The organism is Bradyrhizobium sp. B097, from assembly GCF_038957035.1.
Lineage (GTDB): Bacteria > Pseudomonadota > Alphaproteobacteria > Rhizobiales > Xanthobacteraceae > Bradyrhizobium.
In genome coordinates this window covers 3,934,452-3,948,928 of the sequence record NZ_CP152412.1, presented here as the reverse complement: position 1 = coordinate 3,948,928, position 14,477 = coordinate 3,934,452, and the positions used below count along the sequence as shown (strand labels likewise).

Annotated in this window: 26 protein-coding genes; all 26 read right to left on the bottom strand. The window is 63.4% G+C overall.

What is annotated here, in order from left to right; all coding sequences use genetic code 11:
* Positions 1–112 precede the first annotated feature (112 nt).
* Positions 113–502, bottom strand: coding sequence for a 30S ribosomal protein S11 (gene rpsK, locus AAFG07_RS18465; protein WP_006021048.1), 390 nt, complete (start codon positions 500–502; stop codon positions 113–115).
* Positions 503–617: 115 nt separating this feature from the next.
* Positions 618–986: a 30S ribosomal protein S13 gene (gene rpsM, locus AAFG07_RS18460; protein WP_057019544.1), complete on the bottom strand. Its 369-nt coding sequence runs from the start codon at positions 984–986 to the stop codon at positions 618–620.
* A 191-nt stretch (positions 987–1,177) separates the two neighbouring features.
* On the bottom strand, positions 1,178–2,080 hold the full coding sequence (locus AAFG07_RS18455; RefSeq protein WP_342728491.1) for an adenylate kinase: 903 nt from the start codon (positions 2,078–2,080) through the stop codon (positions 1,178–1,180).
* Positions 2,081–2,150: 70 nt separating this feature from the next.
* Positions 2,151–3,485: a preprotein translocase subunit SecY gene (gene secY / locus AAFG07_RS18450; protein WP_021081647.1), complete on the bottom strand. Its 1,335-nt coding sequence runs from the start codon at positions 3,483–3,485 to the stop codon at positions 2,151–2,153.
* A gap of 159 nt (positions 3,486–3,644) precedes the next feature.
* Entirely contained in the window at positions 3,645–4,130 is a 486-nt protein-coding gene (gene rplO, locus AAFG07_RS18445) for a 50S ribosomal protein L15 (protein WP_176530648.1), read from the bottom strand.
* A 21-nt stretch (positions 4,131–4,151) separates the two neighbouring features.
* A complete protein-coding gene (gene rpmD, locus AAFG07_RS18440; RefSeq protein WP_092114985.1) occupies positions 4,152–4,343 on the bottom strand; it encodes a 50S ribosomal protein L30 in 192 nt (63 codons plus the stop codon).
* Positions 4,344–4,382: 39 nt separating this feature from the next.
* On the bottom strand, positions 4,383–4,958 hold the full coding sequence (gene rpsE / locus AAFG07_RS18435; RefSeq protein WP_028349043.1) for a 30S ribosomal protein S5: 576 nt from the start codon (positions 4,956–4,958) through the stop codon (positions 4,383–4,385).
* A 58-nt stretch (positions 4,959–5,016) separates the two neighbouring features.
* Entirely contained in the window at positions 5,017–5,376 is a 360-nt protein-coding gene (gene rplR / locus AAFG07_RS18430; RefSeq protein ID WP_029081760.1) for a 50S ribosomal protein L18, read from the bottom strand.
* An 11-nt stretch (positions 5,377–5,387) separates the two neighbouring features.
* The gene (rplF, locus tag AAFG07_RS18425; protein WP_092114986.1) at positions 5,388–5,921 is read right to left on the bottom strand and encodes a 50S ribosomal protein L6; all 534 of its coding nucleotides are present in this window, start codon (positions 5,919–5,921) and stop codon (positions 5,388–5,390) included.
* A gap of 14 nt (positions 5,922–5,935) precedes the next feature.
* Positions 5,936–6,334 carry a 30S ribosomal protein S8 gene (gene rpsH / locus AAFG07_RS18420; RefSeq protein ID WP_021081651.1) on the bottom strand — a complete coding sequence of 133 codons (399 nt, stop codon included), beginning with the start codon at positions 6,332–6,334 and terminating at the stop codon, positions 5,936–5,938.
* 16 nt (positions 6,335–6,350) lie between these two features.
* Positions 6,351–6,656 carry a 30S ribosomal protein S14 gene (rpsN, locus tag AAFG07_RS18415; RefSeq protein ID WP_029081762.1) on the bottom strand — a complete coding sequence of 102 codons (306 nt, stop codon included), beginning with the start codon at positions 6,654–6,656 and terminating at the stop codon, positions 6,351–6,353.
* Positions 6,657–6,702: 46 nt separating this feature from the next.
* Positions 6,703–7,260, bottom strand: a complete 558-nt coding sequence (gene rplE, locus AAFG07_RS18410) for a 50S ribosomal protein L5 (protein ID WP_097675079.1) — start codon at positions 7,258–7,260, stop codon at positions 6,703–6,705.
* Positions 7,253–7,567: a 50S ribosomal protein L24 gene (rplX, locus tag AAFG07_RS18405; RefSeq protein WP_050402253.1), complete on the bottom strand. Its 315-nt coding sequence runs from the start codon at positions 7,565–7,567 to the stop codon at positions 7,253–7,255. The genes rplE and rplX overlap by 8 nt, the downstream gene beginning before the upstream one ends.
* A complete protein-coding gene (rplN, locus tag AAFG07_RS18400; RefSeq protein ID WP_011473865.1) occupies positions 7,567–7,935 on the bottom strand; it encodes a 50S ribosomal protein L14 in 369 nt (122 codons plus the stop codon). Before rplN ends, rplX begins: the two co-directional genes overlap by 1 nt.
* Before the next feature lie 75 nt (positions 7,936–8,010).
* A complete protein-coding gene (gene rpsQ, locus AAFG07_RS18395) occupies positions 8,011–8,259 on the bottom strand; it encodes a 30S ribosomal protein S17 (RefSeq protein ID WP_092114991.1) in 249 nt (82 codons plus the stop codon).
* Between the two features lie 10 nt (positions 8,260–8,269).
* The gene (rpmC, locus tag AAFG07_RS18390; protein ID WP_212309665.1) at positions 8,270–8,476 is read right to left on the bottom strand and encodes a 50S ribosomal protein L29; all 207 of its coding nucleotides are present in this window, start codon (positions 8,474–8,476) and stop codon (positions 8,270–8,272) included.
* A gap of 5 nt (positions 8,477–8,481) precedes the next feature.
* Entirely contained in the window at positions 8,482–8,895 is a 414-nt protein-coding gene (gene rplP / locus AAFG07_RS18385; RefSeq protein ID WP_016843752.1) for a 50S ribosomal protein L16, read from the bottom strand.
* Between the two features lie 30 nt (positions 8,896–8,925).
* Positions 8,926–9,627 (bottom strand): 30S ribosomal protein S3, encoded by a 702-nt coding sequence (rpsC, locus tag AAFG07_RS18380; protein WP_018272135.1) that lies wholly within the window; start codon positions 9,625–9,627, stop codon positions 8,926–8,928.
* 20 nt (positions 9,628–9,647) lie between these two features.
* Positions 9,648–10,034: a 50S ribosomal protein L22 gene (gene rplV / locus AAFG07_RS18375; RefSeq protein WP_018272136.1), complete on the bottom strand. Its 387-nt coding sequence runs from the start codon at positions 10,032–10,034 to the stop codon at positions 9,648–9,650.
* 10 nt (positions 10,035–10,044) lie between these two features.
* A complete protein-coding gene (gene rpsS, locus AAFG07_RS18370) occupies positions 10,045–10,323 on the bottom strand; it encodes a 30S ribosomal protein S19 (RefSeq protein ID WP_018272137.1) in 279 nt (92 codons plus the stop codon).
* Between the two features lie 12 nt (positions 10,324–10,335).
* Positions 10,336–11,169 (bottom strand): 50S ribosomal protein L2, encoded by an 834-nt coding sequence (rplB, locus tag AAFG07_RS18365; protein WP_021081655.1) that lies wholly within the window; start codon positions 11,167–11,169, stop codon positions 10,336–10,338.
* A gap of 12 nt (positions 11,170–11,181) precedes the next feature.
* Positions 11,182–11,481 carry a 50S ribosomal protein L23 gene (locus tag AAFG07_RS18360; RefSeq protein ID WP_092114992.1) on the bottom strand — a complete coding sequence of 100 codons (300 nt, stop codon included), beginning with the start codon at positions 11,479–11,481 and terminating at the stop codon, positions 11,182–11,184.
* A complete protein-coding gene (gene rplD / locus AAFG07_RS18355) occupies positions 11,478–12,098 on the bottom strand; it encodes a 50S ribosomal protein L4 (protein ID WP_092114993.1) in 621 nt (206 codons plus the stop codon). The genes AAFG07_RS18360 and rplD overlap by 4 nt, the downstream gene beginning before the upstream one ends.
* A gap of 1 nt (position 12,099) precedes the next feature.
* Positions 12,100–12,819: a 50S ribosomal protein L3 gene (gene rplC, locus AAFG07_RS18350; protein ID WP_029081772.1), complete on the bottom strand. Its 720-nt coding sequence runs from the start codon at positions 12,817–12,819 to the stop codon at positions 12,100–12,102.
* 54 nt (positions 12,820–12,873) lie between these two features.
* A complete protein-coding gene (rpsJ, locus tag AAFG07_RS18345) occupies positions 12,874–13,182 on the bottom strand; it encodes a 30S ribosomal protein S10 (RefSeq protein WP_002712302.1) in 309 nt (102 codons plus the stop codon).
* Positions 13,183–13,276: 94 nt separating this feature from the next.
* Positions 13,277–14,467: an elongation factor Tu gene (gene tuf, locus AAFG07_RS18340; protein WP_212309666.1), complete on the bottom strand. Its 1,191-nt coding sequence runs from the start codon at positions 14,465–14,467 to the stop codon at positions 13,277–13,279.
* Between the last annotated feature and the right edge of the window lie 10 nt (positions 14,468–14,477).

Sequence of the window (14,477 nt, the reverse complement as noted above, 5' to 3'; positions counted from 1 at the left end):
TCGTCGGGCCCGTCGAATGGCCGAACCTGGCGTTGGAGATCGCGGAACAGTCCGCGCGGTCAATTCCAAAAACCATCGCAGGGCGGCTGGAAAGCCGCCCGCGATTTACAGATCAAACGCGCCGACGCTTGCGCGGACGGCAGCCATTGTGCGGGATCGTGGTCACGTCGCGGATCGAGGTGACGGTGAAGCCCGCAGCCTGCAGCGCACGGAGCGCCGACTCACGGCCCGAACCCGGGCCGGCCACTTCAACCTCCAGCGTGCGCATGCCGTGTTCCTGCGCCTTCTTGGAGACGTCTTCGGCCGCGACCTGCGCGGCATAGGGGGTCGACTTGCGCGAGCCCTTGAAGCCCATCGTACCAGCCGACGACCAGGCGATGGTGTTGCCCTGCGCGTCGGTGATGGTGATGGTCGTGTTGTTGAACGACGAATTCACGTGCGCGATGCCGGAGGCGATGTTCTTGCGTTCGCGGCGACGTACGCGGGTGGCTTCCTTGCCCATTTCAAACCTTTCCTGTGATCTCAAACGCCGCCGTAGTGCCAGCGGCTACACCTCAAAACGCAAATGGCGAGTAGCGAATTTCGATTCGCTACCCCCCACCTGCAATTCGTAAAACTTACTTCTTCTTGCCGGCGATCGCCTTGGCCGGACCCTTGCGCGTGCGCGCATTGGTGTGGGTGCGCTGGCCGCGCACCGGCAGACCACGGCGATGACGCAGGCCGCGATAGCAGCCGAGGTCCATCAGCCGCTTGATGTTGATGCCAACCTCACGACGGAGGTCGCCCTCGACCAGATAGTCGCGGTCGATGACTTCGCGGATCTGCAGGACCTCCTGGTCGGTCAACTGGTTGACGCGACGGTCCAGCGGGATCTTGACCTTCTCGATGATGTCGGCCGCGTTCTTCTGGCCGATACCATGGATGTACTGAAGCGCGATCAGCACGCGCTTGTTGGTAGGAATGTTGACGCCGGCAATACGGGCCACGGACTTCTCTCCTGTCGCCGATCCATCACGGATACGGGCTTCTCAAGTTCTTGCTCTCTGCGGGCTTGTGTCCACAAACGCGAACACGACGCCCTTCCCCTCATGTCCTTCGGGGCCCGGCATCGTCATAAAACTATCCAACTTGGATGCGGGGCTTATTAAAGGATTCATGTCGGTTTCGTCAACCGCTCCTAGCGTTTAGCTCGCTTTTTCGTGAGCTTTTTTGCTGCCTTTTTGGCAGCTTTTGCCCCCTTCCGGGCATTCACGGCACGGGCAGCCTGCTTTGCGGCCTTCTTCACGGTCTTCTTGGCCGGCTGCTTCGCCGTTTTCTTGGCAGCCTTCTTGGCAGCTTTGGCCTTGGCGGCCGGCTTTGAGGCCCCCTTGGCGGCCTTGCGGGCCGGTTTGGCCGAATTAGCTGCCTTCTTGGTCGGCTGCTTCGCGATCTTCTTGGCTGTCTTGGACGCCTTCGAGGCGCTCTTGGCCTCTTCGTGCTCCTTCGGTTCCAGCGCGCCGAGCGCGGTCAGGATCCGGTTGATCTCGCGGGTGACGTGCTCGATGGTCATCATGCCGTCGACCGTCAGGAGCTTCCGCCGCTCCGAATAATAGTGAATCAGCGGTTCCGTCAGCGAGCGGTACTGCGCCAGGCGCTTGGTCAGCACTTCCGGCGTATCGTCGAGGCGCACTTCCTCGCCGCGCGCGCGGGTTTCCTCAGCACGCTTCTCGACGCGGGCGAGCAGCGCGCTCTCGTTGACGCGCAGCTCGACGACGGCGTCGAGCTTGAGGTGCTTTTTCCGGAGCAGTTCGTCGAGCGCCTCCGCCTGCGGCACGGTGCGCGGGAAGCCGTCGAGAATGAAGCCCTTCTTGGCGTCGGGCTCCTCGATTCGGTCAGCGATGATTCCAACCACGATCTCGTCGGGAACCAGGCCGCCATTGGCCATGATCTCCTTGGCCTGCAAGCCGACCGGGGTGCCCGCGGCAGCGGCTGCGCGCAGCATCTCGCCGGTCGAGAGCTGAACGATGCCATGCCGGTGCACCAGCCGCTGTGCCTGGGTTCCCTTGCCCGAGCCCGGCGGCCCCAAAAGGATCAATCTCATATCTGTTTCGCCCCCCGGCTAGGTGGCGACGTCCGCACACCTGTGTTTTGAGTTTGAAGCCGCGCCGCGATCAGCGGCGGCGGCCTCCCCTGAGCTTCGACTTCCTGATCAACCCTTCATACTGATGAGCGAGCAGATAGCCCTGCACCTGCGACACCGTATCCATCGTCACGCTGACGACGATCAGGAGCGAAGTGCCGCCAAAGTAGAACGGGACCGAGGCGTAGGAAATCAGAATTTCAGGAATCAGGCAGACGATCGCGAGATAGATCGCACCGAGCACCGTGATGCGCGACAGCACGTAGTCGATGTATTCGGCGGTGCGCTCACCGGGCCGAATGCCCGGAATGAAGCCGCCATGCTTCTTCAGATTGTCCGCGGTCTCGGTTGGGTTGAACACGATCGCGGTGTAGAAGAAGGCGAAGAACACGATCAGCGCGAGATACATCAGCAGGAACAGCGGCCGGCCGTGGCTGAGCTGGGTGGTGAGCCACTGGAACCACTCCGGCCCCTTGCCGGCGTTGAAGTTCGCAACCGTGGTCGGCAGCAGCAGCAGCGACGAAGCGAAGATCGGCGGAATCACGCCCGAGGTGTTGAGCTTGAGCGGCAGATGCGAGGACTGGCCCTCGAACATCTTGTTGCCGACCTGGCGCTTCGGATACTGGATCAGCAGCCGGCGCTGCGCACGCTCCATGAACACGATGAAGGCGATCACGGCGACCGCCATCACGATGACGATCAGGATCAGGCCGGTCGACATCGCGCCCTGGCGGCCGAGTTCCAGCATGTTGGCGAGCGCCGACGGCAGCTCGGCGACGATGCCGGACAGGATGATCAGCGAGATACCGTTGCCGATGCCGCGTGAGGTGATCTGCTCGCCGAGCCACATCAGGAACATGGTGCCGCCGGTCAGCGTGATCGCGGTCGAGATCCGGAAGAACATGCCGGGGTCGCTGACGACATTGCCGGCGCCTTCGAGGCCGATCGCGATGCCGTAGGACTGGAACAGCGCCAGGATCACCGTCAGATAGCGGGTGTACTGGTTCAGCGTCTTGCGGCCCGCCTCGCCTTCCTTCTTGAGCGCCTCGAGCTGCGGCGACACGGTGGTCAGCAGCTGGACGATGATCGATGCCGAGATGTACGGCATGATGTTCAGCGCAAAGATCGCCATGCGGTGGATGCCGCCGCCGGCGAACATGTTGAACATGCCGAGGATGCCGCCGGACTGGCTGCGGAACACCTGCTCCCAGATGTTGGGATCGATGCCCGGCAGCGGGATATAGGTGCCCAGCCGATAAACAAGCAGCGCACCCAGGGTGAACCAGATGCGCTTCTTCAGCTCGTCGGCTTTCGCCAGCTGTCCGAAATTGAGGTTTGCGGCAAGTTGTTCGGCTGCTGAGACCATGTTCGGCTTTCTCCCGGAGCCCGCTTCGCCGACGCCCCCAAGAAACTCGTTCCCTCGGGGCCGTCGGCAGACACCGGACATTATCTGGTGCTCGGCCTCGATAAGTCCATCATTCGATCCACGGATTGCCCGCGCAGGCCGCGGGCAATGACGCAGATGTTACGCCGCCTCGCCTTCGTCCTTGGCGGGGGCCAGGATCTTGACCGAGCCGCCGGCCTTCTCGACCGCCGCAATGGCCGACTTGGAGGCGCCGTGCGCCTCGATGGTCAGCTTGGTCTTGATCTCGCCGCGGCCGAGCAGCCGCAGGCCGTCCTTGGCGCGGCGCAGCACGCCGGCCTTCACCAGCGACTCGACGTTCACCGTCGCGCTCGCATCGACCAGCTTGTTGTCGATCGCTTCCTGCAGACGGTCGAGATTGATCTCGGCGAAGTCGAGCCGGAAGATGTTGTTGAAGCCGCGCTTCGGCAGACGGCGATGCATCGGCATCTGGCCGCCTTCGAAACCCTTGATGCGGACGCCCGAACGCGCGGTCTGGCCCTTGCCGCCGCGGCCCGAGGTCTTGCCCTTGCCGGAACCGATGCCACGGCCGACACGCATGCGCTTCTTGCGCGAGCCGGCGTTGTCGGCGATATCGCTGAGCTTCATCGCCCTTCTCCTTATCTCTGCTTACTCGCCGACGACGCGGACGAGATGCTGAACCTTGCTGATCATGCCGCGAACTTCAGGGGTATCCTGCAGCTCGGCAACCCGGCCGATCTTGTTGAGCTTGAGGCCGATCAGCGTCGAACGCTGCGAGTGATGGCGGCGGATTGCGCTGCCGATCTGCTCGACCTTGATGGTCTTGCTGGCCTGGGCCATGACAGTAACTCCGAATAGCGCTTCGAGAAGCGCGCGTTGTTATTCCGCCACCACTTCGGCGTCACCGCCGACGCGGCGCGACTGCAGGGTGGAGACCTTGATGTTGCGGCGCGCAGCCACCGAGCGCGGCGAATCCTGATGCTTCAGCGCGTCGAAGGTTGCGCGAACCATGTTGTAGGGATTCGACGAGCCGATCGACTTCGCCACCACGTCCTGGATGCCGAGCGTCTCGAACACCGCGCGCATCGGGCCGCCGGCGATGATGCCGGTACCGGCCGGAGCGGCACGCAGATAGACGCGGCCGGCGCCGTGACGGCCGGCGATGTCGTGATGCAGCGTGCGGCCTTCGCGCAGCGCGACCCGCGTCAGGTTGCGCTTCGCCGATTCGGTCGCCTTGCGGATCGCTTCCGGAACTTCGCGCGCCTTGCCGTGGCCGAAACCGACCCGGCCCTTCTGATCGCCGATCACGACCAGCGCCGCAAAGCCGAAGCGCTTGCCGCCCTTGACGACCTTCGCCACGCGATTGATGTGGACGAGCTTGTCGACGAACTCGCTGTCGCGCTCCTCGCGATCCCTGCTCCGTTCGCGTCCGCCGCGTTCGCGTTCACCTGCCATGGTGTTTTCCAATCTCTAGGAGGCCTGACGCCTCTATCCTGGTAATCGTTCGATTCGTTTAGAAGCTCAATCCGCCTTCGCGCGCCGCATCCGCGAGCGCCTTGACGCGCCCGTGATAGATGTAGGCGCCGCGATCGAACACGACTTCCTTGACGCCCTTCTGCGCCGCGCGTTCCGCCAGCAGCTTGCCGACGGCCTTCGCCGCATCGATGTCGGCGCCGGTCTTGCCGGCGTCGCGCAGGTTCTTCTCCAGCGACGAGGCGGACGCGAGCGTCTCGCCCTTCTGGTCGTCGATGACCTGGGCGTAGATGTGCTTGGACGAGCGGAACACCGACAACCGCGGACGGCCGCCTGCCGAGCGGCGAAGCGCAAGGCGGACGCGCTGCTTGCGCCGGGCATTCGTAACCTTGAGTGACATGACCGGCTCCGTTACTTCTTCTTGCCTTCCTTGCGGAAGATGAATTCGTTGGCGTACTTCACGCCCTTGCCCTTGTAGGGCTCCGGCGGACGGTAGGCGCGGATCTCGGCGGCGACCTGGCCGACGCGCTGCGGATCGTTGCCGGTGATCGTGATCTCGGTCGGCTTCGGCACCGCGATGGTGATGCCTTCCGGGATCGCGTAGACCACGTCGTGGCTGTAGCCGAGCGCGAGCTGCAGGTTCTTGCCCTGCATCGCGGCGCGGTAACCGACGCCGGTGATCTCGAGCTTCTTCTCGAAGCCCTTGGTGACGCCCTCGACGAGGTTGGCGACCTGCGCGCGCGCGGTGCCGTACATCGCCTGCGCGCGGTTGGTCTTGACGCGCGGAGCGACCTTGACCTGGCCGTTCTCGAACTTCACCTCGACGTCGTCATGCACGACGAACTGAAGCTGGCCCTTCGGCCCCTTCACCTTCACCGTCTGGCCCTCGACGCTTGCCGTCACACCCGACGGGATCGCCACCGGCCTTTTGCCGATACGTGACATCGTAAAATCCTTCCTCAGAACACCGTGAAGAGAACTTCGCCGCCCACGTTGGCGTCGCGCGCCTCGTGGTCAGCCATGATTCCCTTCGGCGTCGACAACACCGAAATGCCGAGACCGTTGTTCACGCGCGGCAGGTTCTTCACCGAGGCGTAAACGCGGCGGCCCGGCTTCGACACCCGCTCAATCTCGCGGATGACGGGCTCGCCGTCGAAATACTTCAGCTCGATCTCGAGCTCGCTGCGGCCCGAGGCATGCTCGACGCTGGCGTAGCCGCGGATGTAACCCTCGGACTTCAGCACTTCGAGCACGTTGGCGCGCATCTTCGAGCCGGGGCTCGAGACCTTGGACTTCGAACGCATCTGCGCGTTGCGGATGCGGGTGATGAGATCGCTGATCGGATCGTGCGTAGACATTGTTCCGACCCTCCCCTTACCAGCTCGACTTCACGAGGCCGGGAACCAGGCCCTTGGAGCCGAGTTCACGCAGCGCGATGCGCGAGAGCTTGTTCTTGCGATAGTTCGAGCGCGGACGCCCGGTCAGCTCGCAACGGTTGCGGATGCGCGTCGGCGACGAGTTGCGCGGCATCTCGGCGAGCTTCAGCGTCGCCGCGAAGCGCTCTTCCATCGGCTTGGTCTTGTCGGCGATGATCGCCTTCAGCTTCTCACGCTGCGGGGCGGCGTTCTTCGCCATCCGCTTGCGCCGGTTGTTCTTCTCGATCGAACTCTTCTTTGCCATGCTTGGCTCCTGGGTATCCGCGTTTGAGTGGCTTTGGCTCAGCTACTCACTGCCGGAACGGGAAATTGAAAGCGGTCAACAAGGCGCGCGCCTCGTCGTCGGTCTTGGCGGTGGTGCAGACCGTGATGTCCATGCCACGCGCTTCCGAGACCTTGTCGAAGTCGATCTCGGGGAAAATGATGTGCTCCTTGATGCCGAGCGAATAGTTGCCGCGGCCGTCGAAGCTCTTCGGGTTCAGGCCGCGGAAGTCGCGGACGCGGGGCAGCGCCACGTTCACCAGGCGGTCGATGAACTCGTACATATGGGCCTTGCGCAGCGTGACCTTGCAGCCGATCGGCTGGTTCTCGCGCAGCTTGAAGGTCGCGATCGCGATCCGCGAATAGGTCACGATCGCCTTCTGGCCGGCGATCTGGCTCAACTCGGCAGCCGCGGTCTCGGCCTTCTTGCGGTCGTTGACGGAATCGCCAACGCCCATGTTGAGCACGACCTTATCGAGGCGCGGCACCTGCATCACGTTGGCATAACCGAACTTCTCGGTCATCATGCCGCGGATCTTCTTGTCATACTCCGCGCGCAGGCGCGGCGTGTAAGCTGTCTCAGCCATCGATCTCTGCTCCCGAGCTCTTGGCAACACGAACCTTCTTGCCATCGGCCTGAATCTTGAACCCAATGCGGGTCGGCTTTCCGTCCTTGCCGACATACGCAATGTTGGACAGGTCGATCGGCATCTCCTTGGAGATGATGCCGCCTTCCTGGGTCTGGCTCTGCTTCTGGTGACGCTTCACCATGTTGATGCCGCGAACGAGAGCCTTGTTCTCGTCCGGACGCACCTCGAACACCTCGCCGGTGCGACCCTTGTCGCGGCCGGTGAGCACCATCACCTTGTCGCCCTTGCGGATCTTGGCAGCCATCACAGCACCTCCGGCGCAAGCGAAATGATCTTCATGTGGTTCTTGGCGCGCAGCTCGCGCGGCACCGGCCCGAAGATACGGGTGCCGACCGGCTCGGACTGATTGTTGATCAGCACGGCGGCGTTGCGGTCGAAACGGATGACCGAACCGTCGGCGCGGCGGATGTCCTTGCGGACCCGAACCACGACGGCCTTCATCACGTCGCCCTTCTTCACCTTGCCACGCGGAATGGCTTCCTTGATCGACACAACGATAACGTCGCCCACGGTGGCATAGCGGCGCTTGGAACCTCCAAGAACCTTGATGCACATGACACGGCGTGCGCCTGAATTATCGGCCACGTCGAGGTTGGTCTGCATCTGAATCATTGATGCACCTCGTCCTCTTTCTGCGCTTTAGCGCGCCCAAAATTTCCCTGAATGTCTTCGGCCAGGCCGAAGTAATCAGGCCGTTTTCTTGTGTTCGCCCCGGACCACGGTCCAGCGCTTCAGCTTCGAGATCGGCTTCGATTCCTCGATCCAGACCATGTCGCCCGGCTTGAACTGATTGTCCTCGTCGTGCGCGTGGTAGTTCTTGGAACGGCGGATCGTCTTCTTGTAGATCGGGTGGGTGAAGCGGCGATCGACGCGCACCACCACGGTCTTGGCTTGCTTGTCGCTCACGACCACGCCCTGCAGAGTACGTTTCGGCATAGCTGGCCCCTTACTTCTTCTTCGCGCGCAGCTGCGCGGCGATGGTCTTGATACGAGCGATATCGCGGCGGGCTTCCCGCATCCGCGACGTGTTCTCCAGCTGCCCGGTGGCGCGCTGGAAACGCAGGTTGAAGCGTTCCTTCTTCAGGTTAAGGACCGCGTCGTCCCGCTGGTCGTCGCTCATCGCGCGAATGTCTTCAACTTTCATCTCGGCCATGGCGATTACTCCGCAATGCGCGCAACGAAGCGCGTCTTGATCGGCAGCTTGGCGGCGGCGAGCGACAGCGCCTCCTTGGCGGTCTGCACCGGCACGCCGTCGATTTCGAACATCACGCGGCCCGGCTTGATCCGGACCACCCACAATTCCGGCGCACCCTTGCCGGAGCCCATGCGGACTTCGGCGGGCTTCTTCGACACCGGTACGTCCGGGAACACCCGGATCCAGACGCGGCCGGCGCGCTTCATGTGACGGGTCAGCGCGCGGCGGGCGGCTTCGATCTGACGGGCGGTGACGCGCTCAGGCTCCATCGCCTTCAGGCCGAACTGGCCGAACGCCAACGTCGCGCCAGAGGTCGCAACGCCGTGGATACGGCCCTTATGCGCCTTCCGGAACTTCGTCTTCTTAGGTTGCATCATGGCTTTAAGCCCTCAAATTCCTGCTTTGCCTCAAGCGGCGTCGCGGCGCGAACGCGGCGTGTTGTCGCCCTCGGCCATCTTCTTGTCCTGGGCCATCGGATCGTGCTCGAGGATCTCGCCCTTGAAGATCCAGACCTTGACGCCGCAGGTGCCGAAGGTCGTGAACGCGGTGGCAACGCCGTAGTCGACGTCGGCGCGCAGCGTGTGCAGCGGCACGCGACCTTCGCGATACCACTCCATGCGCGCGATTTCGGCGCCGCCGAGACGGCCCGAGCAGTTGATGCGGATGCCCTCGGCGCCGAGACGCATCGCCGACTGCACGGCGCGCTTCATGGCGCGGCGGAACGCAACGCGGCGCTCGAGCTGCTGGGCGATCGATTCAGCGACCAGGGTCGCGTCGAGCTCCGGCTTGCGGATTTCGACGATGTTGATCACGACGTCCGACGAGGTGATGTCGGCAACCTTCTTGCGCAGCTTGTCGATGTCGGCGCCCTTCTTGCCGATCACGACGCCCGGACGGGCCGAGTGGATCGTCACGCGGCACTTCTTGTGCGGGCGCTCGATCACGATGCGGGCGACAGCCGCCTGCTTGAGCTCCTTGTGCAGGATCTCGCGGATCTTGACGTCCTCGTGCAGGAGCTTGCCGTATTCCTGCTTGCCGGCGAACCAACGGGAGTCCCAGGTCCGGTTGATGCCGAGACGCAGCCCGATTGGATTGATCTTTTGACCCATCGTCTTCTCCTGCGCCCTTCTTAGGCGCTTGCCTCGGCCTCGACCTGACGAACCACGATGGTCAGGTGCGAGAACGGTTTGAACACACGGCCCGAACGGCCACGGCCGCGCGGAGCAAAACGCTTCATCACGATGCCATTGCCGACATGCGCCTCGGCAACGACGAGATCGTCGACATCGAGGTCATGGTTGTTCTCGGCGTTCGCGATCGCCGATTCCAGGCACTTCTTGACGTCGACCGCGATCCGCTTGCGCGAGAACTGCAGGTCGGCGAGCGCAGCCGAAGCCTTGCGGCCGCGGATCAGCTGCGCCACCAGGTTGAGCTTCTGCGGGCTGACGCGCAGCATGCGGGCGACGGCCTTGGCCTCATTGTCCGCGAGGCTACGTTCGCGCTTTGGTTTGCTCATCGTCTATTCCTCAAGCCTTCTTGGCTTTCTTGTCGCCCGAGTGGCCGTGGAAGGTCCGGGTCGGCGAGAACTCGCCGAACTTGTGACCCACCATTTCCTCGTTGATCGCCACCGGCACATGCTTCTGGCCGTTGTAGACACCGAAGGTCAGGCCGACGAACTGCGGCAGGATGGTGGAGCGACGGCTCCAGATCTTGATGACGTCGTGACGGCCGGACGCGCGCGCGGCATCTGCCTTCTTGAGCAGAGAACCCTCGACGAACGGGCCTTTCCAGACTGAACGAACCATGTCCGGCGTTCCTTACTTCTTCCGCTTGTGGCGGCTGAGGAGAATGAATTTGTTGGTCGACTTGTTGGTGCGGGTCTTCTTGCCCTTGGTCGGCTTGCCCCACGGAGTAACCGGGTGGCGACCGCCCGAGGTACGACCTTCACCACCGCCGTGCGGGTGATCGATCGGGTTCATGACGACGCCGCGGTTGTGCGGACGCCAGCCGAGCCAGCGGGTACGACCGGCCTTGCCGATCGAGATGTTCATGTGATCGGGGTTCGAGACCGCGCCGATCGTGCCGCGGCAACGGCCGTGCACGAGACGCTGCTCGCCCGAGTTCAGGCGGACGATGACGTAGTCCTGGTCGCGGCCGACGATCTGGGCATAAGTGCCGGCGGAGCGCGCCAGCTGGCCGCCCTTGCCGATCTTCAGCTCGATGTTGTGCACGATCGTGCCGACCGGCATGTTGCCGAGCGGCATGACGTTGCCCGGCTTCACGTCGACATAGTTGCCGGCGACCACGGTGTCGCCCGCCGCCAGACGCTGCGGCGCCAGGATGTAGGCCAGCTCGCCGTCCTGATACTTGATCAGCGCGATGAACGCGGTGCGGTTCGGATCGTACTCGAGCCGCTCCACGACCGCCGGCATGTCCACCTTGTCGCGGCGGAAGTCGACGGTGCGGTAGGCCTTCTTGTGGCCGCCGCCGCGGAAACGCACGGTGATGCGACCGGTGTTGTTGCGACCGCCATTGCCGAGCTTGCCCTCGGTCAGGGTCTTCACCGGCTTGCCCTTGTAGAGCGCCGAACGATCGACCATGACCAGCTGGCGCTGGCCCGGCGTCGTGGGATTGTAGGTTTTCAATGCCATCGTCGTTGCGCCTTATAGTCCGGTAGTCACGTCGATGCGGTGGCCCTCTTCAAGGGTCACGATCGCGCGCTTGGAGTCCGACTGCGAACCGAGATTGCCGCGGAACACCTTGGTCTTGCCCTTGCGAACGAGAGTGTTGACGCTCTTCACCTTGACGTCGAACAGCTTCTCGACCGCTTCCTTGATCTGCGGCTTGGTCGCCTTGCCGGCGACCTTGAACATCACCTTGTTGTGCTCGGAGGCGAGCGTCGCCTTTTCCGTCACGACCGGCGAGATGATGACGTCGTAGTGGCGCGGATCGATGTTCTTCATTTGAAGCGCGCCTCCAGCGCATCAACCGCAGCCTTGGTCAGCACCAGCTTGTGGCGGCGGAGAATGTCGTAGACGTTGATGCCCTGGATCGGCAGCACGTCGATGTTCGGGATGTTGCGGGCCGCGGTCGCGAAACCGTTGTTCAGTTCGGCGCCGTCGATGATCAGCGCGTTGGTCAGGCCGAGGCCCGAGAAGTGACCGAGCAGCGCCTTGGTCTTGGCGGCCTCGAGCTGCGCATTGTCGATCACGATCAGCCCGCCGTCCTTGGCCTTGGCCGACAGCGCATGCTTCAGCGCGAGCGCCCGCACCTTCTTCGGCAGGTCGGTCGCATGGGAGCGAACCACCGGACCGAATGCACGGCCACCGCCGCGGAACTGCGGCACGCGGGCCGAGCCGTGACGGGCGCCGCCGGTGCCCTTCTGCTTGTACATCTTCTTGCCGGTGCGCCACACGTCGGCGCGGCCCTGGGCCTTGTGCGTGCCGGCCTGGCGCTTGTTGAGCTGCCACTGCACGCAACGCTGGATGATGTCCTTGCGCGGCTCGAGACCAAAGATCTCGTCCGACAGCTGAACCGAACCGGCGTCCTTGCCTTCAAGGGTGGTGACTTTCAGTTCCATCTCACACGCCCTCCTTCTCGGCTACAGCCTCGGCAGCTTCACCGCCGGCGACCTTGAACTTGCCGGGCTTCGGGGCTTCCTTCGGCAGCGGCTTCTTGACCGCGTCGCGCACCGAGATCCAGCCGCCCTTGGAGCCGGGAACGGCGCCTTCGACGAGGATCAGGCCGCGCTCGACGTCGGTCGAAACCACCCGCAGATTCAGCGTGGTGATGCGGTCGACGCCCATGTGACCGGGCATCTTCTTGTTCTTGAAGGTCTTGCCGGGGTCCTGACGGCCACCGGTCGAACCGATCGAACGATGCGAGACCGACACGCCGTGGGTGGCGCGCAGACCGCCGAAATTCCAGCGCTTCATGCCGCCGGCGAAGCCCTTACCGATCGAGGTGCCGGTCACGTCGACAAACTGGCCGACCACGAAATGGTCCGCCTGGATTTCCGCGCCGACCGGGATCAGCGCGTCCTCGGACACGCGGAACTCGGCGACCTTGCGCTTCGGCTCGACCTTGGCGACCGCGAACTGGCCGCGTTCGGCCTTCGGCATGTACACCGTCTTGCGGGCGCCCGAGCCGAGCTGAAGAGCGACATAGCCGTTCTTCTCGGTCGTGCGGTGGCCCAGCACCTGGCAGTTGCCCAACTTCAGCACGGTCACAGGGATATGCTCGCCGGTCTCCGTAAAGACCCGCGTCATCCCGACCTTTTGTGCGATCACTCCGGAGCGCATCGGCGTGCTTCCTGTCTTTCTGTCCGCAAGCGGCGGACGTAAAAATCCAAAACCTTAGAGCTTGATCTCGACATCGACACCGGCGGCCAGGTCGAGCTTCATCAGCGCATCGACGGTCTGCGGGGTCGGGTCGACAATGTCGAGGAGGCGCTTGTGAGTGCGCATCTCGAATTGCTCGCGGCTCTTCTTGTCAACGTGCGGCGAACGGTTGACGGTGAACTTCTCGATGCGGGTCGGCAGCGGAATCGGTCCGCGAACCTGCGCACCGGTGCGCTTCGCCGTGTTCACGATCTCACGGGTCGACGTATCGAGGATTCGATGGTCGAACGCCTTGAGACGGATGCGAATGTTTTGGCCGTTCATTGCCGTATCTCTTTCTTCGTCGCTCAATTAGCGAATAGCGAGTGGTGAGCGGCGGGTGGGCGAACCCACCCGCTGCAAACTGACTGATCCACCCTTACTCGATGATGGCGGCGACGACGCCGGCGCCGACGGTGCGGCCGCCTTCGCGGATCGCGAAGCGCAGCTTCTCTTCCATCGCGATCGGCACGATCAGGTGCACTTCCATCGCGATGTTGTCGCCCGGCATCACCATCTCGGTGCCTTCGGGCAGGTGCACAACGCCGGTCACGTCGGTGGTGCGGAAGTAGAACTGCGGACGGTAGTTGGTGAAGAACGGGGTGTGACGACCGCCCTCCTCCTTGGTGAGGATATAAGCCTCAGCCTTGAACTTGGTGTGCGGCTTGACCGAACCGGGCTTGCACAGCACCTGGCCACGCTCGACTTCCTCGCGCTTGGTGCCGCGGAGCAGCGCACCGATGTTGTCGCCGGCCTGGCCCTGATCGAGCAGCTTGCGGAACATTTCGACGCCGGTGACGATGGTCTTCTGGGTGTCGCGGATACCGACGATCTCGATTTCCTCGCCGACCTTGATGATGCCGCGCTCGACACGGCCGGTGACGACGGTGCCGCGGCCCGAGATCGAGAACACGTCTTCAACCGGCATCAGGAACGGCTGGTCGATCGGACGTTCCGGCTGCGGGATGTATTCGTCGACATTGCGCATCAGCTCGAGGATGGCATCGTGGCCGAGCGTCTTGTCCTTGTCTTCGAGGGCGGCGAGCGCCGAGCCCTTGATGATCGGGATCTTGTCGCCCGGGAATTCGTACTTCGAGAGCAGCTCACGGACCTCGAGCTCGACGAGCTCGAGCAGCTCCGGATCGTCGACCATGTCGCACTTGTTGAGGAACACGACGAGCGCGGGCACGCCGACCTGGCGGGCGAGCAGGATGTGCTCGCGGGTCTGCGGCATCGGGCCGTCAGCAGCCGACACGACCAGGATCGCGCCGTCCATCTGGGCGGCACCGGTGATCATGTTCTTGACGTAGTCGGCGTGGCCGGGACAGTCGACGTGGGCATAGTGGCGGTTCTTCGTCTCGTACTCGACGTGAGCGGTCGAGATCGTGATGCCGCGCGCCTTCTCTTCCGGCGCCTTGTCGATCTGGTCGTAGGCGGTGAACGTCGCGCCGCCGGTCTCTGCAAGCACCTTGGTGATCGCTGCGGTCAGCGAGGTCTTGCCATGGTCGACGTGACCGATGGTGCCGATGTTGCAGTGGGGCTTGTTACGCTCGAATTTTGCTTTGGCCATTTGACTCTCC